Source organism: Ancylobacter sp. SL191, from assembly GCF_026625645.1.
Classification (GTDB): domain Bacteria; phylum Pseudomonadota; class Alphaproteobacteria; order Rhizobiales; family Xanthobacteraceae; genus Ancylobacter.
Genome location: NZ_CP113056.1, coordinates 330,824 through 355,430, shown reverse-complemented (window position 1 = coordinate 355,430; position 24,607 = coordinate 330,824). Strand labels below are relative to the sequence as shown.

General features: G+C 70.2%; 25 protein-coding genes. 14 read left to right on the top strand and 11 right to left on the bottom strand.

Annotation, left to right across the window (positions count from 1 at the left end):
* Positions 1–84: 84 nt before the first annotated feature.
* Positions 85–273: a CsbD family protein gene (locus OU996_RS01605; protein ID WP_267583937.1), complete on the top strand. Its 189-nt coding sequence runs from the start codon at positions 85–87 to the stop codon at positions 271–273.
* 57 nt (positions 274–330) lie between these two features.
* Here the strand turns inward: OU996_RS01605 and OU996_RS01600 are convergent, their stop codons facing one another.
* Positions 331–936, bottom strand: coding sequence for a glutathione S-transferase family protein (locus tag OU996_RS01600; RefSeq protein WP_267583936.1), 606 nt, complete (start codon positions 934–936; stop codon positions 331–333).
* Between the two features lie 5 nt (positions 937–941).
* Positions 942–2,129, bottom strand: coding sequence for a site-specific DNA-methyltransferase (locus tag OU996_RS01595; protein ID WP_267583935.1), 1,188 nt, complete (start codon positions 2,127–2,129; stop codon positions 942–944).
* A gap of 144 nt (positions 2,130–2,273) precedes the next feature.
* On the opposite strand from OU996_RS01595, the gene OU996_RS01590 reads away from it, so the two are divergent.
* A complete protein-coding gene (locus OU996_RS01590) occupies positions 2,274–3,341 on the top strand; it encodes an FUSC family protein (RefSeq protein ID WP_267583934.1) in 1,068 nt (355 codons plus the stop codon).
* On the opposite strand, the gene OU996_RS01585 is transcribed toward OU996_RS01590, so the two are convergent.
* The 3 genes from OU996_RS01585 to OU996_RS01575 all read right to left on the bottom strand — a co-directional run bounded on the left by OU996_RS01585 (position 3,338) and on the right by OU996_RS01575 (position 5,729).
* Positions 3,338–3,982, bottom strand: a complete 645-nt coding sequence (locus OU996_RS01585) for a methyltransferase family protein (RefSeq protein ID WP_267583933.1) — start codon at positions 3,980–3,982, stop codon at positions 3,338–3,340. The two genes, OU996_RS01590 and OU996_RS01585, sit on opposite strands and share 4 nt — an antisense overlap.
* Positions 3,983–4,060: 78 nt before the next feature.
* Positions 4,061–5,059: a DMT family transporter gene (locus OU996_RS01580; RefSeq protein ID WP_267583932.1), complete on the bottom strand. Its 999-nt coding sequence runs from the start codon at positions 5,057–5,059 to the stop codon at positions 4,061–4,063.
* A gap of 118 nt (positions 5,060–5,177) precedes the next feature.
* Positions 5,178–5,729 (bottom strand): Lrp/AsnC family transcriptional regulator, encoded by a 552-nt coding sequence (locus OU996_RS01575; RefSeq protein WP_267583931.1) that lies wholly within the window; start codon positions 5,727–5,729, stop codon positions 5,178–5,180.
* 299 nt (positions 5,730–6,028) lie between these two features.
* On the opposite strand from OU996_RS01575, the gene OU996_RS01570 reads away from it, so the two are divergent.
* The 6 genes from OU996_RS01570 to OU996_RS01545 all read left to right on the top strand — a co-directional run bounded on the left by OU996_RS01570 (position 6,029) and on the right by OU996_RS01545 (position 12,509).
* Entirely contained in the window at positions 6,029–9,481 is a 3,453-nt protein-coding gene (locus OU996_RS01570; protein ID WP_267583930.1) for a chromosome segregation SMC family protein, read from the top strand.
* 286 nt (positions 9,482–9,767) lie between these two features.
* Positions 9,768–10,145 (top strand): AtpZ/AtpI family protein, encoded by a 378-nt coding sequence (locus tag OU996_RS01565; RefSeq protein WP_267583929.1) that lies wholly within the window; start codon positions 9,768–9,770, stop codon positions 10,143–10,145.
* Between the two features lie 141 nt (positions 10,146–10,286).
* Positions 10,287–11,036: a F0F1 ATP synthase subunit A gene (locus OU996_RS01560; protein WP_267585549.1), complete on the top strand. Its 750-nt coding sequence runs from the start codon at positions 10,287–10,289 to the stop codon at positions 11,034–11,036.
* A 65-nt stretch (positions 11,037–11,101) separates the two neighbouring features.
* Complete coding sequence (locus tag OU996_RS01555; protein ID WP_013169186.1) at positions 11,102–11,329, top strand: F0F1 ATP synthase subunit C; 228 nt, start codon at positions 11,102–11,104, stop codon at positions 11,327–11,329.
* A 72-nt stretch (positions 11,330–11,401) separates the two neighbouring features.
* Entirely contained in the window at positions 11,402–12,016 is a 615-nt protein-coding gene (locus OU996_RS01550) for a F0F1 ATP synthase subunit B (protein ID WP_267583928.1), read from the top strand.
* 10 nt (positions 12,017–12,026) lie between these two features.
* Positions 12,027–12,509 carry an ATP F0F1 synthase subunit B gene (locus OU996_RS01545; protein WP_267583927.1) on the top strand — a complete coding sequence of 161 codons (483 nt, stop codon included), beginning with the start codon at positions 12,027–12,029 and terminating at the stop codon, positions 12,507–12,509.
* Between the two features lie 118 nt (positions 12,510–12,627).
* On the opposite strand, the gene OU996_RS01540 is transcribed toward OU996_RS01545, so the two are convergent.
* The 3 genes from OU996_RS01540 to OU996_RS01530 form a co-directional block, all read right to left on the bottom strand.
* Positions 12,628–13,374 (bottom strand): carbonic anhydrase, encoded by a 747-nt coding sequence (locus tag OU996_RS01540; RefSeq protein WP_267583926.1) that lies wholly within the window; start codon positions 13,372–13,374, stop codon positions 12,628–12,630.
* Between the two features lie 156 nt (positions 13,375–13,530).
* Positions 13,531–14,931 carry a cell wall hydrolase gene (locus OU996_RS01535; protein WP_267583925.1) on the bottom strand — a complete coding sequence of 467 codons (1,401 nt, stop codon included), beginning with the start codon at positions 14,929–14,931 and terminating at the stop codon, positions 13,531–13,533.
* A gap of 147 nt (positions 14,932–15,078) precedes the next feature.
* Positions 15,079–16,068, bottom strand: coding sequence for an L-threonylcarbamoyladenylate synthase (locus OU996_RS01530; protein ID WP_267583924.1), 990 nt, complete (start codon positions 16,066–16,068; stop codon positions 15,079–15,081).
* Positions 16,069–16,332: 264 nt separating this feature from the next.
* On the opposite strand from OU996_RS01530, the gene OU996_RS01525 reads away from it, so the two are divergent.
* The 3 genes from OU996_RS01525 to OU996_RS01515 all read left to right on the top strand — a co-directional run bounded on the left by OU996_RS01525 (position 16,333) and on the right by OU996_RS01515 (position 18,091).
* Complete coding sequence (locus tag OU996_RS01525) at positions 16,333–17,262, top strand: histone deacetylase family protein (RefSeq protein WP_267583923.1); 930 nt, start codon at positions 16,333–16,335, stop codon at positions 17,260–17,262.
* A gap of 117 nt (positions 17,263–17,379) precedes the next feature.
* Entirely contained in the window at positions 17,380–17,640 is a 261-nt protein-coding gene (locus OU996_RS01520) for an exodeoxyribonuclease VII small subunit (RefSeq protein ID WP_267583922.1), read from the top strand.
* 25 nt (positions 17,641–17,665) lie between these two features.
* Positions 17,666–18,091 carry a DUF1284 domain-containing protein gene (locus tag OU996_RS01515; protein ID WP_267583921.1) on the top strand — a complete coding sequence of 142 codons (426 nt, stop codon included), beginning with the start codon at positions 17,666–17,668 and terminating at the stop codon, positions 18,089–18,091.
* On the opposite strand, the gene OU996_RS01510 is transcribed toward OU996_RS01515, so the two are convergent.
* The 3 genes from OU996_RS01510 to OU996_RS01500 are packed head-to-tail and all read right to left on the bottom strand — an operon-like array spanning position 18,088 to position 20,262.
* The gene (locus OU996_RS01510) at positions 18,088–18,339 is read right to left on the bottom strand and encodes a DUF1272 domain-containing protein (RefSeq protein WP_267583920.1); all 252 of its coding nucleotides are present in this window, start codon (positions 18,337–18,339) and stop codon (positions 18,088–18,090) included. The two genes, OU996_RS01515 and OU996_RS01510, sit on opposite strands and share 4 nt — an antisense overlap.
* Positions 18,340–18,352: 13 nt before the next feature.
* Positions 18,353–18,940, bottom strand: a complete 588-nt coding sequence (locus OU996_RS01505) for a protein-S-isoprenylcysteine O-methyltransferase (RefSeq protein ID WP_267583919.1) — start codon at positions 18,938–18,940, stop codon at positions 18,353–18,355.
* Positions 18,941–18,954: 14 nt separating this feature from the next.
* Positions 18,955–20,262 (bottom strand): hypothetical protein, encoded by a 1,308-nt coding sequence (locus tag OU996_RS01500; RefSeq protein ID WP_267583918.1) that lies wholly within the window; start codon positions 20,260–20,262, stop codon positions 18,955–18,957.
* A gap of 265 nt (positions 20,263–20,527) precedes the next feature.
* Between OU996_RS01500 and dxs the strand changes: the two genes are divergently transcribed.
* Genes dxs through OU996_RS01485 form a run of 3 tightly spaced genes read left to right on the top strand, consistent with a single transcriptional unit; the run spans position 20,528 to position 24,601 of the window.
* Positions 20,528–22,468, top strand: coding sequence for a 1-deoxy-D-xylulose-5-phosphate synthase (gene dxs / locus OU996_RS01495; protein WP_267583917.1), 1,941 nt, complete (start codon positions 20,528–20,530; stop codon positions 22,466–22,468).
* A 6-nt stretch (positions 22,469–22,474) separates the two neighbouring features.
* Positions 22,475–23,281, top strand: coding sequence for a TlyA family RNA methyltransferase (locus tag OU996_RS01490; protein ID WP_267583916.1), 807 nt, complete (start codon positions 22,475–22,477; stop codon positions 23,279–23,281).
* Between the two features lie 3 nt (positions 23,282–23,284).
* Positions 23,285–24,601 carry a class I SAM-dependent RNA methyltransferase gene (locus OU996_RS01485; RefSeq protein WP_267583915.1) on the top strand — a complete coding sequence of 439 codons (1,317 nt, stop codon included), beginning with the start codon at positions 23,285–23,287 and terminating at the stop codon, positions 24,599–24,601.
* The last annotated feature ends 6 nt before the right edge of the window (positions 24,602–24,607 follow it).

The window sequence follows — 24,607 nt, the reverse complement described above, 5'->3', positions numbered from 1 at the left end:
CATACCTGTGATCAGCGCAACCCGCGCCCACCCGCCGCGTTATCCCGCCGACCGCAACATGCGGAAGAAACAGGAGAACGCATCATGGGTAGCACCGCCGACAAGGCCAAGGGCATGACCAATGAAGCCGTGGGTAACGTCAAGCAGGGCATCGGCAACATGACCGATTCCGAGCGTCTCAAGGCCGAGGGCAAGGCCCAGGAGCTGAAGGGCGAGGGCCAGCAGGCCAAGGGCGAGATCAAGGATGCGGTGAAGAAGGCCGGCAATCTCTGAGCCGCCACCCATCCTGGAAACGACGAGGCCGCCCCACCGGGCGGCCTTTTTGTTGGTTCAGTCCATCAGCCCGATATGGCCGGGCAGGGCGGCGACGCGAGCGAGCCAGGCCTGCACGCCGGGGAAGCCGGATAGATCATAGCCGCCTTCCTCCGCCGTGTGGGTGTAGGCATAGAGCGCGATATCGGCGACGCTGAAGGCGTTGCCCGCCAGCCAGTCGGCGCCGGCGAGCCGCGTTTCCATCACGCCCAGCGCGCGGTTGCCGGCGTCCAGAAGCTGCGCCAGCCGCTCCGGCGTCGCCAGATGCGCCCGCTCCTCATAGGTCAGCAGCGCCCGCCGCACGGCCAGCGCCGGCTCATGGCTGTACTGCTCGAAGAACATCCACTCATAAACCTTGGCGCGCCCGTAGCGGTCCGCCGGCACCAGCGGGCTGCCCTCGGCGAGGTAGAGCATGATCGCGTTCGATTCGGCGAGAAAGCGGCCATCCTCCAGCTCCACGGTCGGCAGCTTGCCGATCGGGTTCTTGGCGAGGAAGTCCGGGCGGCCGGCCGAGCCGTCGCGCGCGGACATGGTGACCCGCTTCAGGCTCACGCCCAAATGCGCGGCGGCGAGCCGGACCTTATAGCTGTTGCCGGAGTCCGGCACGTCATAAAGCGTGATCACGCCGCTCACTCCGCCGCCATCGCCATTTCCGAGCGCACGGCGGCGCGCAGCGAATCGATCGGGCGCAGCCCTTCGCGGGTTTCAATGTGCCAGTAGGTCCAGCCATTGCAGGCTTCCAGCCCCTGCGCGATGGCGCCGGCGCGGTGGATCGAGCCGACCTGACCGAGGCCGGGCGCGGTCTCCAGCGACAGCATGCCGTCGGCGCGCACCAGTGCCCGCACCCGGTGCTTGGCGTCGGTAAGGAAGGTGCCGGGCGCCAGCATGCCGCGCTCGATCAGCGCGTTGAAGGCGATGCGCGGTGCCTCGCGGGCGGAGGGCGCCGGGGCGAGCGCGGCCTCGGGCAGCGGCTCCACCGCGTCGATGCGCGCCTGCGCGGCATCGGCATAGGTCGCGTCGCGCTCGATGCCGATGAAGTGGCGGCCGAGGCGCTTGGCCACCGCCGCCGTAGTGCCGGAGCCGAGGAACGGGTCGAGGATCACGTCGCCGGGCTTTGACGCGGCGAGCATCACCCGCGCCAGCAGCGCCTCGGGCTTCTGCGTCGGGTGGACCTTGTGGCCGGTCTCGTCCTTCAGCCGCTCATGGCCGGAGCAGATCGGGAACAGCCAGTCGGAGCGCATCTGCACATCCTCATTGGCTGCCTTCAGCGCCTCGTAATTGAAGGTGTAGCCCTTGCCGCCGGGGTCGCGCGCCGCCCAGATCAGCGTCTCATGCGCGTTGGTGAAGCGCCGGCCGCGGAAATTCGGCATCGGGTTGGTCTTGCGCCAGACGATGTCGTTGAGGATCCAGAAGTCGAGATCCTGCAGCATCGCCCCGACGCGGAAGATGTTGTGATAGGAGCCGATCACCCAGAGCGTGCCGGTGGGCTTGAGCACGCGGCGCGCCGCCAGAAGCCAGGCGCGGGTGAAGGCGTCATAGGCGGCGAAGCTCTCAAACTTGTCCCAGTCGTCGTCCACCGCGTCGACCCGGCTCTCGTCCGGGCGCTTCAGCTCGCCGCCGAGCTGGAGATTGTAGGGCGGGTCGGCGAAGATCATGTCGACCGAGCGCGGCGGCAGCTTTGCCAGCTCCGCGACACAGTCGCCGCGCAGGATGGTGTCGAGGGGCAAACCGCCGGCGTTGGCGCCACCCGCCGGGGCGGAATGGACGAGACTGACGCGGGATGCCCGGCGGGCCTCCCCATTTCGAACCACCTTCATGGACGGCTACCCGACGCTCGATGACGCAACAGAACTGATTTCCACAATCTCCGCTGGTCAGGGTAAAGACGGGGTAAAGCGCCACCTGAAGTTTCGTCCCGTCCCGCCCATAAAGCGTCAACCACGTCTGCCGGAGCCGCTCGCTTGGCTGAAACCGCGCAACCTGCCGCGCCATCCCCCGCCGCCCCGCCCGCGCCCCCGCCCGGCCGCTGGCATGGCGACGGGCTGATCGCCCGCTCGGTGCGCTTTACGCTGACCGTCATGGCGCCGGTTGGTCTGGGGTTGATCATCGGCAACGATGTCTGGCTGATCTACGCCCTGGTCATCTGCATCCTCGCCACCGCGCTCGATACGGGCGGCACGGCCCGCCAGCGGCTCGCAGCCATGGCCGTGGGCGGCGTGGTGGTGCTGCTCGGCACCGGCCTAGGCACGCTGGTCGCCGGGCATATGGTGCTTACCATGCTGGCCTTCGCGCTGGTGGGGGTCGTCTATGCGCTGGTGGAGAGCCTGCACCAGAGTGTGGCGATCTCGGCCCGCTTCGCCTGCCTGACGCTCGCCATCGGTGCGCTTTACGCCCCGCTACAGTCGGTGGACGCGGTCGCGGTAGGGGTCTTCATTATCTATGCCTGGGTGGTCTCGATCACCTGGGATCTCGTGGTCGGCGTCTGGCGGCCCTGCACCGCGCCGTCGCTGTGGCGCCTGCTGCTGCGGCTGCGGGCCACCAAGCGCGAACGCTGGGTGTTCGCCGGTGCCGTCGCCATCACCATCCCGGCGGCCTTTTTCACCAGCACCGCCCTTGGCCTGCATCGGCCCTATTGGGCGCTGCTCGCCGTGGTGCTGGTGCTGCGCGAGGATTCGCTGGCGAGCCGGGAGCTGATGGGTCAGACTATGCTCGGCACCGTGCTCGGCGTCGCTCTGTCGCTTGGCATCGGCTGGCTGTTCCCCTCAACTGGGGCGGTTCTCGCGGCGATGATGGTCGCGGCCCTGGTTCGCTGGCCGGCGCAGCAATATCACGGCGCGCTCGGCAATGCCGCTCTGACCGTTTTCATCATGCTGCTCTTGGAATTCATCAACGGCGGCGTTGCCGGGGCGGCGCATGACATGATCGCCCGGCTGATCGACATGGCGGTCGGCTGCGCCTTCGCGCTCATTGCGCTGATGATCGACCGGCTGGCCCAGCGCGTCTTCGCGCCGCGGCCGGGTGCGGTCTAGGGCACCAGCCAGAGCACCGGCAGCCAGCCCTGCGCCTGCGCCATCTCGACGCCCTCGGCGAGCGGGATGGCGGCGAGGAACACGCAGGCGTCAAGGAAGGTGCGCACCACGAGGTGGGTGTTGATTTCCAGCGTACTGACATTCTGCCAGAGCCGGAAATTCGGGATGAAGCGCGGCACCCGCGCCTTGTAGGCGAGATAGGGTTCGCCGAATTTCTCGCTCAGGAACCGCTCCTCCTTGCGCACCACGATGGAGAAGACCAGCACGGTCAGCAGCGTGGCGGCCAGCGCCGCCGTGACATTGCCGAACTGCGCGCCGGCGCCCGCGGCGCCGATGAAGGAGAAGACATAAAGCGGGTTGCGGCAGATCGAGTAGGGGCCGAGCGCCACCACTTCGCTCTTTTTGCGCCCGCCAATATAGAGCGAGCTCCAGGTGCGGCCGATGATGGCGACCAGCAGCAGCCCGAAGCCGATGGTCTCGATGATCTCGTGCAGGCCGTCCTCATTGGCGTCCGGCCAGAGCGAGTGGCTGAACAGCAGCACGCTGAACGACGCGGCCCCCAGAGCAAACATCACGAGCTTGCGGATGTGCTGGACAGCGCCGATGTCGAGAAGCGGCGCGGCCTTGGGTGTGTCACTCATCTGTCGCCAATCGGGTTTAGAGTCTTTCCAAACCTATCATGACCCATGCCGGCTTTTTTCAGGCGGCGGGGCGTGATTTTACGCCACGCGCGATGCGGGGTTGTAGAGCGGCGCCGGTAGCCGCCGGTCGCGCAGCGCCAGACCCCCCAGCACCAGCGCGAAGCCCAGCGCGTGATAGAGGTGCAGCGCCTCGCCCAGCACCCCGACCGCCAGCCCCGCGCCGAACACCGGCATGAGCTGGAGAAACTGCCCCGCCCGCGTCGGGCCCAGCACGCTCACCCCCTTCGCCCACAGCACGAAACCGAGCGTCGGCAGGCTTGCCACATAGAGGATGAGCAGCCCCGCCGTTCCCAGATCGCGCATCTCAAGGGCGAGCGGCGTGGTCGCCAGTTCCCACGCGGCGACCGGGGCGAGGGCGGTGAGGCCGAAGGGAATGCTCACGGTGAGCGCCGCCGCCGCCGACAGCCCACCGGGAAAACGCTTCAGCAGCACCGCATAGAGCGCGAAGGCGCTGATGCCGAGAAACAGCACGAGATCGCCGCCGTGGAAGTCCAGCCGCGCCAGCGTGCCAATATCCCCGCGCAGCACGATGAAGGCGACACCGGCGCTGGAGACGGCGAGCGCGAGGCGCGAGCGGGCGCTGGTGCGCTCGCCGAGGATCAGCCAGCCCAGCAGCCCGACCACGATGGGCGCGGCCGAGCCGATGATGGAGCCGTTGACCAGGCTGGTATGGGCAAGACCGGCATAGATCAGCACGGTGAAGACGGCGATGTTGAGCACCCCCGCCGCCAGCCAGAGCGGCCAGCGGCGCAGGATCTCCGCCCGCTGGCCGGCGATCTCGCGGAAGGTGAAGGGGGCGAGCAGGGCCAGCGCCAGCAGCCAGCGCGCGGCGGAGAAGGTCGCGGGCGGCAAAATGTCGGCGGCAAGCCGCCCGGCGAGGAAATTGCCGGACCACAGCAGCGCGGCGCCGGCGAGGGCGAGCGTGGCCAGCGCGGTGGGGGAGGCGGAAAGCTGCCGACGCACCGGGCGGGCGGTGCGGGACACCAGAGGCGTGAGCGTGTCTGCGACGAAGGCCATGACGCGTCTCCCGGATGGTGAAGGACAATCAGCCGAACTAGGTCAGTGTAGTTGACCTACCCCGGCATGTCCTTGCGTTCTCGGGAGGCGGCGCAGCCTCGCGCGGCAGAATCTGCCGTCAGGGCCGCTTTTTTGCGCTCGCGCTTTCGCTGCCCGTTTTCTCGGCAGGGATTTCCGGCGCGGCGGGGAGGGCGCGTAGATGATCGAGCGGCAGGCGGGCGCGCTCCTTCACCCGCTTCAGCGCCAGCGAGGAACGCACGCCGCGCACGCCCGGCAGGCCCATCAGGATGGCATGGGCGAAATGGGCGAAGCCTTCCAGATCCTCGCACACCACATGCAGCATGTAGTCGCTGTCGCCGGTCACGCTGTAGCAGGCGACGACCTGCGGCAGCGCCAGCACTGCCGCCTCGAAGTCGCGCGCCGCCTCCTCCACCTGCCGCTCCAGATGCACATGGATGAAGGCCATCACCCCGAGCCCGAGCCGGGAGGCATCGAGCCGCGCCTCATAGCCGGCGATCAGCCCTTCCTCCTCAAGTCGGCGGGTGCGCCTGAGGCACGGCGAGGGCGAGAGGCCGATGCGCTCGGAGAGTTCCTGATTGGTCAGGCGCCCATCCTCCTGCAATTCCCGGAGAATGCGTAGATCGAACATATCCAGCGTCGGTACGCGCATGCTCTGCCTCCCCTTGCGTCATTAGCGGCAGGATCGGTCGCCTCAAGGCAGAATGACGGCAGGGGATGGCGCGGCGCAACTCAACTTTGGTCAGGGAGGCTGACCTGAATGGCGGGCGCGGGTTCGACCCTCATGGCCGGGCTTGGCCCGGCCATCCACGTCTTGGCGCGTGCGGTCGAAGGCGTGGATCCCCCGGCCGAGCTCGGCGATGACGAATCGGGCGGCAAAATCCCAACATCTCGTGGATCGCGCCTGCCGAAACACTTGAACTTGTGGGTGCCGCGCGGCACGCTGGGGGCATGAAATTCACCCGGCTGCGCGTCACCGGCTTCAAGACCTTCGTGGAGCCGACCGAGATGCTCATCGAGCCCGGCCTGACGGGCGTGGTGGGCCCGAATGGCTGTGGCAAGTCGAACCTCGTCGAGGCGCTGCGCTGGGTGATGGGCGAAAGCTCCTACAAGGCGATGCGCGCCGAAGGGATGGACGACGTCATCTTCGGCGGCTCCACCACGAGGCCCGCGCGCAACTCCGCCGAGGTGGTGCTCACCGTCGATAATGGCGACCGCTCCGCCCCCGCCGTGTTCAACGATGCGGATCTACTGGAAATCTCCCGCCGCATCGAGCGCGAATCCGGCTCGGCCTACCGCATCAATGGCCGCGAAGTGCGCGCGCGCGACGTGCAGATCCTGTTCGCCGACGCCTCCTCCGGCTCGCGCTCGCCCTCCATGGTGCGGCAGGGACAGATCGGCGAGATCGTCGGCGCCAAGCCCGCCGCCCGCCGGCGCCTCTTGGAAGAAGCGGCGGGCGTCGCCGGCCTGCATGCCCGCCGGCACGAGGCGGAAATGCGCCTGCGCGCCGCCGAGACCAACCTCACCCGGCTCGACGATGTGATCGGCCAGATCACCGGCCAGCTCGACGCGCTGCGCCGCCAGTCGCGCCAGGCGAGCCGCTACCGCGTGGTCTCCGGCGATATCCGCAAGGCCGAGGCGACGCTGCTTTGGCTGCGCTGGCTGGAGGCCGTCGGCGCGCTGGACGAGGCCGCCCGCACCCATGATCTCGCGGTGCGCGATGTGGCGGAAGCCACCCGCGCGCAGGGCGAGGCCGCCCGCGCCGCCGCTGTCGCCGCTCATGAACTCCCCCCGCTTCGCGAGGCCGATGCGGTAGCCGCCGCGACGCTCCAGCGCCTCACTCTGGCGCGCGGCGAGCTGGAGCGCGAGGAAGCCCGCGCCGGCATCCGCCGCGAGGAACTCGACCGCCGCCTCGCCCAGCTCGCCGGCGACATGGAGCGCGAGCGCGCGCTCGCCGCCGACGCCGAGGGCGTGCTCGCCCGCCTCACCGACGAGGCGGAGGAGCTGGCGGCGGCGCAGGAAGCCGTCGCCATCGAGGATGAGGAAGCGGTGTATGCCCGCGAGGAGGCCGCCGCGGCGCTCGCCGCCTCCGAGCGCGCCTTCGCCGAGGCGACCGCCGCCCATGCCGAGCAGGCCGCACGGCGCGGCGCGCTGGAGCGGGCGCGGCGCGAGGCCGGCGACCGCCTCGCCCGGCTTACCCGCGATGTCGCCACGCTCACCGAGCAGCACCGGCAATTGGAAGGGCTCGCCGGCACGGAGCGGCTCGACGAGCTGCGCGACCGCGCGGAGATGGCGCAGGAAGCCTTCACCGAGGCGGAAATCGCCGCGCAGGAGGCGGAAGCCGCCCATGCCGAGGCCCGCGCCGCGCTCGACCATGCCCGCCGTCCGCTGGCCGAGGCCGAGCGCGCCGCCCAACGCCTCGACACCGAGGCCCGCACGCTGGCCAAGCTCCTCGATGTGGGCACGCCCCGCCGCTGGGCGCCGGTGCTCGATTCGATCCGCGCCGCGCGCGGCTATGAGGCGGCGCTGGGTGCGGCGCTCGGCGATGATCTCGATGCCCCGGCCGACCCGTCCTCGCCCGTCCATTGGGCGCTGGTGCCATCGGATGGCGATGCGCCGCTGCCCGCGGGCGTGTCCCCGCTCGCCGCCCATGTCGAGGCGCCCGCCGTGCTCGCCCGCCGCCTCGCGCAGATCGGCGTGGTTGACCGGGCCGATGGCGCGGCGCTTGCCCCCAAGCTCATGCCCGGCCAGCGCCTCGTCTCGCGCGAGGGCGACCTGTGGCGCTGGGACGGGCTGACCGCCGCCGCCGACGCGCCCACCGCCGCCGCCCGGCGCCTCGCCGAGCGCAACCGCCTCGCCGACATCGAAGCCGAACTGATCGGTGCCCGCGCCGAGGTGGCGAGCCGCCGCAAGGCGCTGGAGGCGGTGGAATCCGCCCTGCGCGCCGCCGGCTCGCGCGAGAACGCCGCCCGCGAGGCCCGCCGCCAGTCGCTCCGCTCCATGGAGACGACGCGCGAGGAACTCGCCCGCGCCGAGCGTCAGGCCGCCGAGCAGGCCGCCAGGCTCTCCGCGCTCGCCGCCAATCTTGAGCGTGCCGAGGCCGAGCGCGAGGCGGCGCTGATCGCCGGCGAGGAGATCGAGGCGCAGCTGGCCGAGGTCGCCCCGCCGGTCGAGAGCGAGGCGACGCTGGCCGAGGCCCGTGCCCGCGTCGCGCAGGACCGCGCCGTGCTGGCCGAGCTGCGCGCCCGCGCCGATGGCCTCGCCCGCGAGCGCGAGCAGCGCGCCCGGCGCCTTGCCGCCATTGCCGAGGAGCAGCGCGGCTGGCGCGCCCGCGCCGAGGGCACCGGCGAGCGGGTCGCGGCGCTGGAAGCGCGCATCGAGGAAGTCGCCGTCGAGCGTGAGGATCTGGAGGAGGCTCCCGCGCGCTTTGCCGCCCGCCGCCGCGCGCTGCTCGACGAGATCGCCAAGGCCGAGATCGCCCGGCGCGACTGCGGCGACCGTCTCGCCGCCGCCGAGAGCGCGCAGGCGGACAGCGACCGGAACGCCCGTGCCGCGCTTGATGCGCTCGCGAGCGCCCGCGAGGCCAGCGCCCGCGCCGAGGCGCGCATCGAGGCGAGCCGCCAGCGCCGCGAGGATCTGGTGCGCGAGATCGCCGACATGCTGGACGGCCCGCCCGACAGCGCCCGCTCCATTGCCGGGCTCGACGGTGATTCGCCGCTGCCGGAGGCGACGGGCGTCGAGGCCGATCTCGACCGGCTGAAGCGAGAGCGCGAGCGGCTCGGCGCGGTCAATCTGCGCGCCGAGGAAGAACTCTCCGAGGTCGAGACCCGCCAGCAGGGCCTGTCGGCCGAGCGCGAGGATCTGACCGAGGCGATCAAGCGCCTGCGCCAGGGCATTTACAGCCTCAACCGCGAGGCCCGCGAGCGGCTTCAGGCCAGCTTCATCGTGGTCGACGGCCATTTCCGCCAGCTTTTCGGCACGCTGTTCGGCGGCGGCGAGGCGCAGCTGATTCTCACCGATTCGGACGATCCGCTGGAAGCCGGCCTCGACATCATCGCCAAGCCGCCGGGCAAGAAGCCGCAATCGCTCTCGCTGCTCTCCGGCGGCGAGCAGGCGCTGACCGCCATGGCGCTGATCTTTGCGGTGTTCCTTACCAATCCGGCGCCGATCTGCGTGCTGGATGAGGTGGATGCGCCGCTCGACGACGCCAATGTCGAGCGATTCTGCAACTTGCTGGACGAGATGCAGCGCCTCACCGAGACGCGTTTCCTCACCATCACCCACAACCCGATCACCATGAGCCGCATGAACCGGCTGTTCGGCGTCACCATGGCCGAGCGTGGCATTTCCAAGCTGGTCTCGGTCGATCTCGCCACCGCCGAGAGCTTCCGCGAGGCGAGCTGATGGGGCGCCACGGGGCACGCCACGTCGCCGTGGACAGTGCCGGCGCTGCGGCGATTGCCGTATTGGGTTCCGCGCTCTGGTATGCCAAACACCACAAGACGGCTTCCCTTGGTGCGCCGCGGCATGGGATTGCCTGCGACAGAGCGTCCACCTTTCCGATTTTCGTTGTGTTTACAGTCACTTAAAAGATGACTTCACATCCTTGACACCCCTAGGGCCGAACACTATGGTGCGCCCGGTTTCGGGGATGGGAAATCCTTCTCCGGCAAAGCCCGAGCACAGATCGATGGACGACCGACGCAAAACGGACGGCCAGAAGAGCTCGGGGGAGCCGGACCTCTCCGATGCCGAGCTCTCCGGCAGGCTGAGCGGACTTGGCAGCGCCATCGACAAGGTGCGCGCCGAACGCCGGGCTGAGGAGAAGGCGGCGACGCCTAATCGGACGTCGGCGACGGCGGGCATGACATTGGCCTTCCGCCTGGGGGCTGAGTTCGTGGCCGGTGTACTGGTCGGTGCCGGCCTCGGCTGGGGCGTCGACTATCTCTTCGGCACCGCGCCGTGGGGCATGATCGTGTTGCTGCTGTTCGGCTTCGGGGCCGGCATTTTCAACATGATGCGCGCCGCCGGCGAGACGGGCCGCAAAAAGCCGCCGCACGGCGGTTGACGGGTTTCGGGCGATCGGCCATCCGGCGGATCGGCAGCATATTTCGACGGTGCCGGCCTTGCGGACGGTGCCTTTAGGCGGGGACGGGCGCTTCTGAGGCGCCGCGTGTTGAGGGCAGCGACCGGCATGGCCAGTGGCAGCGTGATTGATCCGATCCATCAGTTCCAGATCATCAAGATCGTGGATCTGGGGGCGCCGGGCGGCGTGCAGCTCGCCTTCACCAACTCCGCGGCCTTCATGTTCGGCATCGTGGCGCTGGTGTTCTTCTTCCTCACCTTCGCGACGCGCGGGCGCACTTTGGTGCCGAGCCGGCTGCAGTCGCTGGCGGAAGTCTCCTATGAATTCGTGGCCTCGATGGTCCGGTCCACGGCCGGCAATGAGGGCATGAAGTTCTTCCCGCTGGTCTTCTCGCTCTTCATGTTCGTGCTGGTCGCCAACTTCGTTGGCATGATCCCGTACACGTTCACGGTCACCAGCCATCTCGTCGTCACCGCCATGCTGGCGCTGATCGTCATCCTGACGGTCATCGTCTACGGCTTCGTGCGGCACGGTACCCACTTCCTCCACCTCTTCGTGCCGTCGGGCGTGCCGGCCTTCCTGCTGCCCTTCATGGTCGTGATCGAGGTCATCTCCTTCCTCTCGCGCCCGATCAGCCTGTCGCTGCGTCTGTTCGCCAACATGCTGGCGGGCCACATCGCCATGAAGGTGTTCGCCGGCTTCATCGTGATGATGAGCGCCACGGGCGTCGCCGGCATCCTCGGCGCGACCCTGCCGCTCGCCATGGTGGTGGCGCTGACCGCGCTCGAGTTCCTTGTCGCTTTCCTGCAGGCCTACGTCTTCGCGGTGCTGACCTGCATCTATCTCAACGACGCGCTCCATCCCGGTCACTGACCGGCGCGTCGCGGGACACTCATCCAGCCTTCAACTCAATCTTGCGAATTCAATAGGAGAAGACCATGGATCCGATCGCCGCCAAGTTCCTCGGTGCCGGTCTCGCCTGTCTCGGCATGGGCCTCGCCGCCATCGGCGTCGGTAACATCTTCGGCAACTTCCTGTCGGGCGCCCTGCGCAACCCGTCGGCGGCCGATGGCCAGTTCGCCCGCGCCTTCATCGGCGCGGCGCTCGCGGAAGGTCTCGGCATCTTCGCGCTCGTCGTCGCCCTCGTCCTGCTCTTCGTGGTCTGACGCATCCTGCGGTTGGTTGCGGGCGCGCCCACCCGGCGCGCCCCGTCCGTTTTGATCGAGGAAGCCTGAACCATGTCCGAGACCCAGGGTCCGGCCGGCACCTTCGTCATCGCCCAGGCGGAAACGCCCGCGGCGCATGGCGCGGCGTCCGGCCACGGCGTCGAAATCCAGGTCCCGCCGGGCGAGGCGCACGGCGCGGGCTTCCCGCCCTTCGACGCCCACACCTTCCCCTCGCAGATCATCTGGCTGGCGATCGCCTTCGGCGCGCTCTACCTGCTGATGAGCCGCATCGCCCTGCCGCGCATCGCCACCATTCTCGAAGAGCGTCACGATCGCATCGCTGACGACCTTGAGGAGGCCGGCAAGCTGAAGGGCGAGAGCGAGGCGGCGGCCACCGCCTATGAGCAGGCGCTCGCCAGCGCCCGCAACAAGGCGCAGGGCATCGCCACCGAAACCCGCGATTCGCTGGCGGGTGAAGCCGAGACGCGCCGCAAGGCGCTCGAGGCCGAGCTTGCCGCCAAGCTGGCGGCGGCCGAGGCACAGATCGCGGCCACCAAGACGTCGGCCATGGCCAATGTCCGCGGCATCGCCGTCGACGCGGCCGGCGCCATCGTCCACCAGCTGATCGGCACCGTCCCCGCCCCGCAGGCGGTTGAGGCGGCGGTCGATCAGGCCACTAAGAGCTGAGGTCGCGGAAATGGGTACAGCGGAACTCTGGGTCGCCGTCGCCTTCGTGATCTTCATGGGGCTCGTGATCCGCGCCGGCGCCTTCTCCGGCATGGCCGCGAAGCTCGACGCCCGTGGCGATCGCATCCGCCAGGAGCTCGAGGAAGCCCGCCGGCTGAAGGAAGAGGCGCAGAAGCTCGTCGCCGAGTATAAGCGCCGCCAGCGCGAGGCCGAGGCGGAGGCGGAAGCCATCGTCACCACGGCGCGCGCCGAGGCCGAGCGTCTCGCCACCGAGGCGAAGCAGAAGCTCGACGATCTCATCACCCGCCGCACCAAGATGGCCGAGCAGAAGATCGCCCAGGCCGAGGCGCAGGCGCTGGCCGATGTGAAGGCCGCGGCCGCCGAGGCGGCGGTGAAGGCGGCGGAAACGCTGCTCACCGCCCAGCTCGTCGGCGACGCCGCCGAGCGCGTGACCGCCGAGGCGCTGGGCGAGGTCAAGTCCAAGCTCAACTGAGCCGGGCTCCGCGTCCTCACCACCACACGATCAATGCCCGGCCTCGTGCCGGGCATTTTCGTTTGGGACGGGGGCGCCCGATAGGTACGCCGCCCGCTTCAGTGCAGCGGCCGCCCCGTCAGCCGACCGGTGCGACGAGGCCGGTGGCGAGATCATAGACGCCGCCGACCACCTTCACCTTGCCCTCGGCAATGGCGGTGGCGACCTCGGAATGCTCGGTGCCGAGCTTTTTCATCGTATAGGCGACATTCTCGCGGATGGCGGCGGCCACCGGGTCCGCCGGCTTGCTGGCGAGTGCCGCGCGCACCGGCGCGGCCAGATTCGCCACCAGCGCCGGCAAATGGCCCGGCAGCTTGGCCTGAGACTTTTCCACCTCGACGGCGGCGGTCAGCGCGCCGCAGCTCGAATGGCCGAGCACCATGATCACCGGCACGCCGAGATGGCCGACGGCGTACTCCATGCTGGCAAGGCCGTCCTCGTCGACGAAATTGCCGGCGACGCGGACGACGAACACCCGGCCCGGCGCCTGGTCGAAGACATATTCCGGCGCGACGCGCGAATCGGAACAGGCCACGACGATGGCGATCGGGCGCTGGCCCTTGGAGAGCGCAGCCCGGTTGGCGATGAAGTCGGTGCAGGTCTGGATGCCCTTGGCATGGCGGGCATTGCCGGCGGCCAGATCCGCGACCACCTCGGCATGGCTTGGGCCGGGGGTGCTGGCGGCGGTTGTGGCCGTGGCGGCGCTGGAGCCGAAAAGCACGCCGCTGGCCAGGGCCGCCGAGCCGAGCGCGGCGCTGGTGGCCGCGTGGCGGAGCAGATGGCGGCGCGAGAGCCCCGCGCTGAGGTCTTGGCAGTCTTGGCACATGGCGGAGATCCCAGGAGAGCCGCGCCCCACGGGGTCGACGGCGTTGGTGACGCGCGCGGCGTGCCGATGGCTCATCGCCCGGTCACGCCGCCGCGGCTCCTAGGGTCATCCGCGGGGCTGGTGCGGGGCTGTCGTCGCCCGCCCCCTCGCGCCCGCTCAGCTGGTCCAGCGGCGGGGGCGGTAGAAGGTGTGCTCGCCGATGCGGTCGAGCTTGCGCATCTCGCTGAGCCAGTTCGGGCGCACCGACTGGGCGTGGTAATGCGTGGCGCGGCCGACCTTGTCGTCCCACACCAGCCCGTCCAGCATCTCGGCGGCGATTTCCTGCGCCTGCTTCCACAGGCGCGGCTCGGTCACCACGTCCTTGATGTTGTCGCAGGCGAAGGTGAACTGGCAGGCGAGCTTGCGGTTGGCGTTTTGGTAGACCGCGCGGCAGATGTCGGCGGGGTAATAGCCGGAGAACACCCGGTTGATGACCACCTGGGCCACCGCCACCTGACCCCGGCGCGGCTCGCCCCGGCTCTCGAAATACACCGCTTCCGCCAGGCACTTCTCCGAGCGCTCGCGGCGCTTGCCGGTGAGGCCGAGCCGCTCGGCCGGACTCGGGCCGCTTGCGAGACGCGAGCCGTCGGCGCCCTCGCTCTTGGCCGCCGTCGTGGTGCCGCCGGGCGGGACGGGCGGCGCCGGCGGGCTGAGCGGCAAAGCGAGGCCGTCCTGATGCAGGAAGGGCTGCGGCGGCAGCGCGGCGGTGTCGTAGCCGAACACATAGGAGGCCTGCCGGTAGAGCGGCAGGGCGGCGTCGGCGGCGACCTCGTCGTCGAGATCGAGCCCGCCGGACAGGTCGCGGCCGAGCTCACCGCCCAGCTCGCCGGCGGTGAGGTCGCCGAGGCTGCCACCCATCCCCTCGTCCAAGCTCGTGCGGGGGGCGTCGGCGGCCAGCGCGCGCTCCAGCTGGCTCGGGTCGCCGGTCGGGTCGCCGGCGGAGAGCGAATCGACGCCGGCATGGTCGAGCGCGGCGAGATCGCGCGGGGCGCTCGCCTCTTCCGTCTCGGCCGGGTCGGTGCCGAGCCCGGCGAGGGTGGTGACGGGCAGGCCGGTGCCGGTGCCGATGCCGCTGCCGGCGGTCGCCAGCAGCTCGGTCCCGGTCCCGGTGCCCGTGCCGCTGCCGACAAGGCCCGGCCCGGTGGACTGGCCGGCGCTGGCGAAGGGGTCGGCGGGGTCGGTGATCTCGACCGGCAGGCGGTCGCCCTTGTGGCCGCGCTCGACCACCAGCGCCAGCGGCGCCTCGGGCGGCGGCTCGGCGATGGCGGAACCGGTGATGAGCGATGAGCGGGCGGGCCAGGCGAAGGCGGCGGCCTTCAGCGTGTGCACCGGCCCGGCGAGAATGGAGAGGCGCGCGCGCTCGGCAACGCCCGGCTGGTGGGCGAGGCGGCCGGCAATGTCCTGCAGCCCGATGGCGCTGCTGCCGCCCGCCACCATCAGCCCCGCCAGCAGGGCGCAGCGCAGCCCGGACCGGAGCGGACCGCGGAGAAACCGGCGACGACTGGTGGAACCCGACATGAGCAACGCCTACGCAAACCCCCGACGCGTGACCGCCTCGCCACAGGCAAGCCGGCGCGGCCGCATGCTTATGGTTGTCGCGTATTAACCTTGCTCGACGGTTAATTCCGGAGAGACAGCCGCTCTGCGTTGGGCTCGACGCCGGCCTCAGCGCGGGGCGGCGGCGCGGCGAAGGCGGTCGGCGATGGCCTCGCCCAGCCCGTGGCCGGGCAGGGGAACGACCGCGATGCCCGTCGCGCCGCTGGCATCGAGCGCCCGCAGCAGGGCGAAGAGGGAGGCGGCAGCCTCGGTGAGGTCGCCCGAGGGGCTGAGATCGGCCAGCGCCAGCGCGCCCTCGCTGCCCGGCGGGCGAGCGCCGGCGAAGGTCAGTAGCGCCTCGCCGGGGCGCACATCATGGGCGTCGAGCCGCACCCGCGCATTCGGCGCGTAATGCGAGGCGAGCATGCCGGGCGCGAGCGGGGCGTCCTCGTCCTCCGCCACCGGCGCGCGGGCGGCGAGCGGGGCACCGAGCGCGTCCTCGATGGCCTCCCGCGCGAGGCCGCCCGGCCGCAGCATCACTGGCACGTCGCCGGTGCAATCGAGAATGGTGGATTCGACGCCGACCCGGCTCGGGCCGGCATCGAGCACGAGGTCGATCCGCCCGTCGAGATCGGCCATCACATGGTCGGCCGAAGTCGGCGAGACATGGCCGGAGCGGTTGGCGCTCGGCGCGGCGATGGGGCGCCCGGCCGCCCGCAGCACCGCCTGCGCCACGGGATGGGCGGGCACGCGGATGGCGACGCTGGTGAGCCCGGCGCGCGCCAGTTCGCTCGTCGCCTCGGGGATCGCCGGCACCACCAGCGTCAGCGGCCCCGGCCAGAAGCGCGCGGCGAGCGCCTCGGCGGCTTGGGTGAGATGGCCGACGCGGCGGGCATGGGCCACATCCGGCACATGGGCGATCAGTGGGTTGAAGGAGGGGCGGCCCTTGGCGGCGTAGAGGCTGGCCACGGCGCGCGGGTCGGTGGCATCGCAGGCGAGGCCATAGACCGTCTCGGTCGGTAGCGCGACCAGCCCGCCGGTGATGAGCACGCGCGCGGCCTCGGCGATGCCGGCGGCATCGGCGGGCAAATGGCGGGTCTTGCGCGGGGGCGTGGTCATGGTCTCTCCGGTCTGGCGGGCTCGATAGGCCCGCGCCGGGTCGCGGTCAACGGCGCGGTGCCGGGCAAGGTGGCGAGGCACGGCGCGGCGAGGCAAGGCGCGGCGAGGACGGGAAAAATCCGCCGGTCCCCCCTTGCCCCGCTGGTCGCGGCTGCCGACGTGGCATATCGTCCACCATCATTGGAACTGGAATGAGCTCATTCCCGGCCGGACCGTCACCGACAAGAAGCCGACGCCAAACGGCAACGCGCCCCAAGGAATGCCATGACCACGCTGCTGATCGCGCATGATGCCTGCCTCGACCACCTCACCCCCGCCGGCCATCCCGAGCGGCCGGACCGCGTGCGGGTGCTGAACCGCGTCTTCGAGGCCGAGGCCTTCGCCACGCTCGCCCGCGAGCAGGCGCCGCTCGGCGCGCGCGAGGACATCATCCGCGTCCACCCGGAGGATTTCGTCGAGGCGCTGGAAGCCGCCGTGCCGACCGAGGGGCTGGTGCGCATCGACGGCGACACGGTGATGTCGCCCGGCACCTTCGAGGCGATCTCGCGCGGTGTCGGCGGCGCGGTGCTGGCGGTCGACGAGGTGCTGTCCGGCAAGGTGTCGAACGCCTTCGTCTCCATGCGCCCGCCCGGCCACCATGCCGAGACGCGCACGCCCATGGGCTTCTGCCTGTTCAACAATGTCGCCATCGCCGCCCGCCACGCGCAGAAGGTGCACGGCATCGGGCGCGTCGCCATCGTCGATTTCGACGTGCATCACGGCAATGGCACGCAGGAGATCTTCTTCTCCGATCCGAGCGTGATGTACGCCTCGACCCACCAGATGCCGCTGTTTCCCGGCACCGGCTCGGTCGGCGAGCGCGGCACCACGGACAACATCGTCAACGCGCCGCTGCGCTCGGGCGATGGCGGCGAGGCGTTCCGCGAGGCGTTCGAGAGCCGCATCCTGCCGCGCCTCACCGCCTTCGGGCCGGAACTCATCATCCTCTCCGCCGGCTTCGACGCCCATACGCGCGACCCGCTGGCCAACATCAACCTGCTGGAAGACGATTTCAGCTGGGTCACCAAGAAGCTGATGGACGTTGCCGACAAGCAGTGCGGCGGCAAGCTGGTCTCGGTGCTGGAGGGCGGCTACGACCTCGAAGGCCTCGCCCGCTCGGCCTCGGCGCACGTCATGGCGCTCATGCGGGGCTGAAGCCCCGCAATCGCGCTCATGCGCGGCTGACGCGCGTTATCGGGCGCCGCCGCCGGGGGTGAGTTGGCGGGCGCGAGCCTGTATAAGGGGCCGACTCACAAGGATCAGGAGGCTCGGATGAGCGCAGCGACCACCCCGGACCTCGCCGATGTCAGCGGGCTGAGCTTCGAGCGGGCGCTGGCCGAGCTCGAATCCATCGTCGGCAAGCTGGAGAAGGGCGACGTTCCGCTGGAGGAATCCATCGCCCTCTATGCGCGCGGCGAGGCGCTGAAGGCCCGCTGCGACGCGCTCTTGAAGGACGCCGAGGCGCGGGTCGAAAAGATCACGCAGGGCTCCGACGGCCGCGCCACCGGCACCGTGCCGCTCGACGGCGAGTGAGCCCTGCCGGCCCCCTGAGCCACGCATGATAAGGCTGCGCGCCCATCATCTGCTGTGCCTGCTCACCTATGTCGGGCGGGGCTACACCCCCGCTTTCGTCGCCCAGTACAGCGCCATCGTCGCCCGGCTGAATGCGGGGGAGGGCGCGGTGCTGGTCGAGGGGCCGGACGACATCTGCGCGCCGATGCTCGACAGCGGCCATCATTGCCGTGAACCGCGCATCACCACGCGCGATGCGCTCGCCCGCGAGGCGGTCGCCGCCGCGCTCGGGCAGTCGCTTGCGCCCGGCGACACGATCCCGCTCGATGGCCCGACAATCGCCCGCCTGCGCGAAAACTTCGCCGCCGGGACGATCCGCGCCGCCTGCGCCGCCTGCCAGTGGGACGGGCTGTGTTCCGGCATCGCGGCGAGCGGTTTTTCCCGCACGCGGCTTTCCGGGGCGCCGGTCTAGCTGGCCTTCGCCGCCCGGCAATCCGGGTTGAACACCCGCACGGTGGAGGCCGGGTTGCGCGCCAGCGGGCCCGGCGGGCGCACCGGGCGACGCACCAGCTCGCCGCCGCAATTGGGGCAGGTGCCGCCGAGCACATCGCCCGCGCACGCCGCGCAGAACGTACACTCGAAGGTGCAGATCATCGCCTCGCGGGTCTCCGCCGGCAGGTCGCGGTCGCAGCACTCGCAGTTCGGACGCAGTTCCAGCACCGTTATCTCCCGTTCAGTAGACACCCGGCAGCAGGCGGGCGGTACGCGCGCTATAGGCGCGGTATTCCTCGCCGAAGGTGTCGAGCATCATCTTCTCTTCGCGGCCGACACGGAAGAGGTAGAGGATGCCGAAACCGATCACCCCGGCCGGGCCGGCGATGAAGTTCGGGATCAGGATGAGCTGGGCGATCGCCCACAGGAAGAAGGCGGAATACATCGGATGCCGCACATAGCGGTAGACCCCGCCGGTGATCAGCTTGTGGCTGTCCTTGATCTCCAGCGTTACCGACCAGTTCTTGCCGAGATCCTTGTGGGTGCGGCGGAACAGCCAGAGCGCGGCGATGAAGGCAAGCGTGCCGAGCGCGAACTGCACCGGCGAATAGGGGTAGTTGGCGCCGTCGAACACCCGCGAGGTCGCCCAGAACAGCGGGACGATGCCCAGCCCCAGCGTCGAGCAGGAGAGCAGGATCAGCTCGCGCAGCCGGTCGCGCGCATCGACCACGCGCTCGCGCTTCACCTTGCGCTCGAAAGGCAGGCGGATGACGTACCAGCCGATCACACCGATGGCCCAGACGATCTTGGCGGCGAGGATGAGGTTCATGGAGTTCCCGTCATTCAGGCAATCAGCGCGCCATCGATCAGGCTACCGTCTTGGGCGAAGCGGCCCAGCGGTCCTTCGGCGCGCGCGGTGAGGTCGGCAAAGGCCAGCGGGCCGAGCGCGACCATGAAATAGTCGTAGGAGGCCTGCCGCTCATTGGCCAGCAGGAACTGGTAATGCACCCGCATCGGCCGCTTGCGCACGCGCTTGAGCTTTTCCGGCGAGAGCATGTGCTTGATGTTGGCGTTGCGCAGCAAGGGCTGGCTGCCCTCGATCCGCTCGAAGCCGGCGGTGCGCAGCGTCACCGGGTGGAATTTGTAGAAATTGATCGCGTCGTGCCGGCCCTGATACTCGACCCAAATGAGGCCGGGCGTGCCGGCGACGCGGGCCGCCTGCCGGCGCACCTTTTCGCCGCGCGCGTGCAGGGCGAGCTTGGGGATGGTGGCACCGCAGGTCATCAGGCACAGCCGCGCCGGCCCGTCGGCCAGATGCGGGTCGCGGTCGAGCGCGCGGTCGAGCACGCCGAGCATGAGGGTGGCCCCGAGGCTGTGGCCGACCAGCACGATCTCGTCATAGGCGCCGGTCTGCGCCGCCGTCACCAGCACGCCGGCGAACTCGTCGAGCCGCGCATCGACGCTCGGCGTCGCGTCATGCAGGTAGTTGCGGGCGAGATCCCAGTCATCGAGCGCCTGATGCAGCCGCCAGAAGCGGCCGGGCCAGCGGAACAGGCCGAAAAACGTCGCCACCCCCGCCACCACGCCGGCCAGCGCGGCGAGCATGGTGCCCAGCACGCCGGCGAGCAGCCAGAAGGCGAGGCCGCCGGTGATGAGCCCGCCCAGCGCGAACAGCCAGACCATCACATAGGGAAAGAAGAAGAAGAAGCCGTAGCGCGGGCTGGCGCGGAAATAGCCGCGCGCGGCGCCGCCGAACAGAAAATCGGTCAGCCCGCCCAGGCCGCGCCACAGCCGCACCGGGTCCGGCCGGTCGTCGAGCGCGCGCACGATGTCGTCCCAGCACAGGATGCGGTAATCGGTCTGGCTGCGCCAGTTCGGCCCCTCGGTGGTCACGTCCCAGCGGGCGAAGGGGCGGGTGCCGTCATCGCCGCGCGGGGCGACCTCCACCTTGAACGACCACAGCTTGGCGAAGCGCCCCGCCTGGTTGGCGAAACGGCCATGGTGATAATCCATCGGCGTCGGGTCATGGCCGGGCAGGAACAGCACGAGGCGGCGCGTGCCGACGCGCGGCGCCGGGCCGCCTGCGGCCCTCGCCCCGGAGGCCGCCCGGTCCGCCGCTCCGTCCGCCGCTTCGTTAACCACGTCGTTCATGCGTCCCGGTTCTAGCCGAACCGTTCGGTCCGATCCAACATTTGTGACGGGACGCCGTTTCGTCTCCACACTCTTGCTCGGCTTTGCCGTGTAACGATCGCACGGCGCCGCGGGCCAGAGCCCGCCCACACCCCGCCCGATCCCCCTCGGCACCTGCATAGCCGCCGGGCGCCGCGCGTTGCGCCTGCTTGGGGCTTTGTGTATGCCCTTGAACTTCGTCCACGGCATCGCATCTGCCTAGGATGAGCCGTTACCGGAGACGTCCTTGACCCGTCCTTCCACGCCGCTTCTCGATACCGTCCGCCTGCCGGCCGATCTGCGACGTCTGCCGGACGACAAGCTGCCGCAGCTCGCGGCCGAGCTGCGCGCGGAAATGATCGACGCGGTATCGGTCACCGGCGGGCATCTCGGCGCCGGCCTCGGCGTGGTCGAGCTGACCGTGGCGCTGCATCACGTCTTCGACACGCCGAACGACCGGCTGATCTGGGATGTCGGCCACCAGTGCTACCCGCACAAGATTCTCACCGGCCGGCGCGAGCGCATCCGCACGCTGCGCCAGGGCGGCGGGCTCTCCGGCTTCACCAACCGCACCGAGAGCGAGTACGACCCGTTCGGCGCCGGCCATTCCTCCACCTCGATCTCCGCCGGCCTCGGCATGGCGGTGGCGCGCGATCTCGAGGCGGCGAAGGCGGCGGGCGCGGCGCCGCGCAATGTGGTCGCGGTCATCGGCGACGGCGCCATGTCGGCGGGCATGGCCTATGAGGCGATGAACAATGCCGGCGCCATGGATTCGCGCCTCATCGTCATCCTCAACGACAATGACATGTCGATCGCGCCCCCCGTCGGCGCCATGTCGGCCTATCTCGCCCGGCTGATCTCCGGGCGCACCTACCGCTCGCTGCGCGAGACCGCCAAGCAGCTCGCCGGCAACCTGCCGAAATTCTTCGGCCGGCAGGCGGCGCGGGCGGAGGAGTTCGCGCGCGGCTTCTGGACCGGCGGCACGCTGTTCGAGGAACTCGGCTTCTACTATGTCGGGCCGATCGACGGGCACAATCTCGACCATCTGCTCCCCGTGCTGCGCAATGCGCGCGACAGCGAGACCGGGCCGATCCTGGTCCATGTCGTCACCCAGAAGGGCAAGGGCTACGCCCCCGCCGAGGCCTCGGCCGACAAATATCACGGCGTGCAGCGCTTCGATGTCGCCACCGGCACGCAGCGCAAGGCGGTCTCCAACGCCCCGACCTATACCAGCGTCTTCGCCGAGAGCCTGATCAGTGAGGCCAAGCGCGACGAGAAGATCGTCGCCATCAACGCTGCCATGCCGGCCGGCACCGGGCTCGATCTGTTCGGCCAGGCCTTCCCCGAGCGCAGCTTCGATGTCGGCATCGCCGAGCAGCACGCGGTGACCTTCGCGGCGGGTCTGGCGACCGAAGGCTACAAGCCGTTCTGCGCGATCTACTCGACCTTCCTGCAGCGCGCCTATGACCAGATCGTGCATGACGTGGCGATCCAGCGCCTGCCGGTGCGTTTCGCCATCGACCGCGCCGGGCTGGTCGGCGCGGATGGCGCCACCCATGTCGGCGCCTTTGACGTGCCAATGCTCGCCTGCCTGCCGGGCATGGTGGTGATGGCCGCCGCCGACGAGGCGGAGCTGGTGCATATGGTCGCCACCGCCGCCGCTTATGATGAGGGCCCCATCGCCTTCCGCTACCCGCGTGGCGAGGGCGTCGGCGTGGAGCGTCCCGAGCGCGGCATTCCCCTGGAGATCGGCAAGGGCCGCGTGCTGCGCGAGGGCTCGAAGATCGCGCTGCTTTCGCTCGGCACCCGGCTCGCCGCCTGCCTCAACGCCGCCGAGCAGCTCGCTGGCTTCGGCCTGTCCGCCACGGTCGCGGATGCCCGCTTCGCCAAGCCGATCGACCGCGATCTCGTGCTGCGTCTCGCGCGGGAGCATGAGGTGCTGATGGTGGTGGAAGAGGGCGCGATTGGCGGCTTCGGCAGCCATGTGCTCACGCTGCTGGCGGAAGCCGGCGCGCTCGACCGGGGGCTGAAGGTGCGCAGCCTTGCCTTGCCGGACCTGTTCATCGACCATGATTCGCCGGCGGTTCAGATGAAGCAGGCCGGTCTCGATGCTGATGGCATCATGCGCGGCGTCTTCGCGGCGCTTGGGGCCGATGAGGAAGCCCGCCTCACTCTGCTGCGCGGTTGAGCGCGGATGTCCACGCACGAGCCGCCCGCCGCGCCCACCCGCGACCGGGCCGACCGGGTGCTGGTGGCGCGCGGCCTGTTCGACAGCCGCGCCCGCGCCCAGGCCGCGATCGCCGCCGGCCTCGTGCGGGTCGCCGGCCGGGTTCTCGCCAAGCCCTCCGAGACCATTGCCAGCGACGCGGTGATCGAGGCGCAGGAAGCCTATGAATGGGTCTCCCGCGCCGGCCTCAAGCTCGTCGCCGCGCTCGACGCCGCCGGGCTCGACGTGACCGGCCGGGAGGCGCTGGATGTCGGCGCGTCCACCGGCGGCTTTACCGAGGTGCTGCTGGCGCGCGGCGCCGCCCGCGTCCACGCCGTGGATGTCGGTCGTGATCAAATCCACAGCCGGCTAAGGGGTGATCCCCGCGTCATCTCGCGCGAGGCGACCGATATTCGCGACCTCGCCCCCGGCGATCTGCCGGCGGCGGGCATCGTCACCATCGACGTCAGTTTCATCTCGCTCGACGCCGTGCTGCCGGCCGCGCTCGCCCATGCCCAGCCCGGCGCCGATCTCGTCGCGCTGGTGAAGCCGCAATTCGAGGTCGGCCGCGACAAGCTCTCCAAGGGCGGCATCGTGAAAGACGCGGAGGCCCGGCAGGCGGCAGTCGAGCGGATCGAGGCGCGGCTGACCGCGCTCGGCTGGCGGGTGAGCCATCGGCTCGCCTCGCCGATTCTCGGCGGCGACGGCAATGAGGAATTCCTACTCGTCGCCAGTCAGCTCGTGGCCAGTGATCTCGTGGCCAGTGATCTCGTGGCCCGGCAGGGGGAGGGCTGAGTCATGGCGCGCGGCACGCGACACACACTGGCCTCACCGGCCACCGAACCCGCACACACTGCACCGACTGGTCACCTCACTGCACTGACCATCCACCATCTCGGCCAGCGCGGCGACGGTGTCGCGCCGACCGAAAACGGGTCGGTCTATGTGCCGCTGGCGCTGCCCGGCGAGGTGGTCGAGGCGGAGGTGAGCGGGGATCGCGGCAAGCTCCTTTCCATCCTCCAGCCGAGCCCGGAGCGGGTCGCGCCGGTGTGCCGCCATGTCGGCCAGTGCGGCGGCTGCGCGCTGCAGCATTGGGAAGTATCAAAATACCATGACTGGAAGCGCGGGCTGGTGGAAGAGGCGCTGGCCCGCGCCGGATTATCGACCGAGATCAAGGATTTGATCCCCGCCCATGGCGAGGGCCGGCGCCGCGCCGTGTTCCATGCCCGCTCCACCGGCGGCAGCGCCGGGCGCGGTAATGATATACTGGCGGTGGGCTTTGCCGGGCGGCGCAGCCACGCCATCGTCGCCATCGATGCCTGCCCCATCCTCGCCCCCGGCCTCGACGGCGCGCTGCCGGCGGCCTGGGCGGTGGCGCAGATCCTGGCGCCGCTCGCCAAGCCGCTCGACATTCAGGTGACGGCGACGGACACCGGCCTCGACATGGATGTGCGCGGCAGCGGCCCCTTGAAGCCGGCGCTGGTCGCGCGCCTCGCCGAGATCGCCGGGGAGCACCGCCTTGCCCGTCTCACCCGCCATGGCGAACTGGTGCTCCAGCGCGAACCGCCCATGATTTCAATGGGTTCCGCCCGCGTGACGCTGCCGCCCGGCTCCTTCCTTCAGGCCACGGCCGCCGGCGAGGAGACGCTGGCCGGGCTGGTTCTGGAGGCGACGAAGGGCGCGGCCCGCGTCGCGGATCTGTTCAGCGGCGTCGGCACCTTCGCTTTGCGCCTCGCCCGCAAGGCGCGGGTGAGCGCCTATGAATATTCCGAGCCCGCCATCGACGCGCTCAACCGCGCGACGCGCGGCGTCTCCGGTCTGAAGCCCGTCACCGGCGAGGTGCGCGACCTGTTCCGCCGCCCGCTTTATCCCTTGGAACTCAAGAACTTCGACGCCGTGGTGTTCGACCCGCCGCGCCAGGGCGCGGAAGCGCAGGCCCAGCAGCTCGCCCAGAGCAAGGTGCCCCTCGTGGTGGGCGTCTCCTGCGATCCCGTGAGCTTCGCCCGTGACGCCAGGATATTGACCGACAAGGGGTTTCGGCTGGAGAGCGTCACCCCGGTCGACCAGTTTCTCTATTCCGCCCATGTCGAGCTGGTCGGGGTATTCCGGCGTTGAGGGTGT

What these genes read in the sequence shown, in the direction of transcription:
- OU996_RS01605 (WP_267583937.1), top strand. Translation starts at nt 85, where the DNA reads ATGGGTAGCACCGCCGACAAGGCCAAGGGCATGACCAATGAAGCCGTG.
- OU996_RS01595 (WP_267583935.1), bottom strand. Translation starts at nt 2,129, where the DNA reads ATGAAGGTGGTTCGAAATGGGGAGGCCCGCCGGGCATCCCGCGTCAGT.
- OU996_RS01585 (WP_267583933.1), bottom strand. Translation starts at nt 3,982, where the DNA reads ATGAGTGACACACCCAAGGCCGCGCCGCTTCTCGACATCGGCGCTGTC.
- OU996_RS01580 (WP_267583932.1), bottom strand. Translation starts at nt 5,059, where the DNA reads ATGGCCTTCGTCGCAGACACGCTCACGCCTCTGGTGTCCCGCACCGCC.
- OU996_RS01575 (WP_267583931.1), bottom strand. Translation starts at nt 5,729, where the DNA reads ATGCGCGTACCGACGCTGGATATGTTCGATCTACGCATTCTCCGGGAA.
- OU996_RS01570 (WP_267583930.1), top strand. Translation starts at nt 6,029, where the DNA reads ATGAAATTCACCCGGCTGCGCGTCACCGGCTTCAAGACCTTCGTGGAG.
- OU996_RS01565 (WP_267583929.1), top strand. Translation starts at nt 9,768, where the DNA reads ATGGACGACCGACGCAAAACGGACGGCCAGAAGAGCTCGGGGGAGCCG.
- OU996_RS01555 (WP_013169186.1), top strand. Translation starts at nt 11,102, where the DNA reads ATGGATCCGATCGCCGCCAAGTTCCTCGGTGCCGGTCTCGCCTGTCTC.
- OU996_RS01550 (WP_267583928.1), top strand. Translation starts at nt 11,402, where the DNA reads ATGTCCGAGACCCAGGGTCCGGCCGGCACCTTCGTCATCGCCCAGGCG.
- OU996_RS01545 (WP_267583927.1), top strand. Translation starts at nt 12,027, where the DNA reads ATGGGTACAGCGGAACTCTGGGTCGCCGTCGCCTTCGTGATCTTCATG.
- OU996_RS01540 (WP_267583926.1), bottom strand. Translation starts at nt 13,374, where the DNA reads ATGTGCCAAGACTGCCAAGACCTCAGCGCGGGGCTCTCGCGCCGCCAT.
- OU996_RS01535 (WP_267583925.1), bottom strand. Translation starts at nt 14,931, where the DNA reads ATGTCGGGTTCCACCAGTCGTCGCCGGTTTCTCCGCGGTCCGCTCCGG.
- OU996_RS01530 (WP_267583924.1), bottom strand. Translation starts at nt 16,068, where the DNA reads ATGACCACGCCCCCGCGCAAGACCCGCCATTTGCCCGCCGATGCCGCC.
- OU996_RS01525 (WP_267583923.1), top strand. Translation starts at nt 16,333, where the DNA reads ATGACCACGCTGCTGATCGCGCATGATGCCTGCCTCGACCACCTCACC.
- OU996_RS01520 (WP_267583922.1), top strand. Translation starts at nt 17,380, where the DNA reads ATGAGCGCAGCGACCACCCCGGACCTCGCCGATGTCAGCGGGCTGAGC.
- OU996_RS01515 (WP_267583921.1), top strand. Translation starts at nt 17,666, where the DNA reads ATGATAAGGCTGCGCGCCCATCATCTGCTGTGCCTGCTCACCTATGTC.
- OU996_RS01505 (WP_267583919.1), bottom strand. Translation starts at nt 18,940, where the DNA reads ATGAACCTCATCCTCGCCGCCAAGATCGTCTGGGCCATCGGTGTGATC.
- OU996_RS01500 (WP_267583918.1), bottom strand. Translation starts at nt 20,262, where the DNA reads ATGAACGACGTGGTTAACGAAGCGGCGGACGGAGCGGCGGACCGGGCG.
- OU996_RS01490 (WP_267583916.1), top strand. Translation starts at nt 22,475, where the DNA reads ATGTCCACGCACGAGCCGCCCGCCGCGCCCACCCGCGACCGGGCCGAC.
- OU996_RS01485 (WP_267583915.1), top strand. Translation starts at nt 23,285, where the DNA reads ATGGCGCGCGGCACGCGACACACACTGGCCTCACCGGCCACCGAACCC.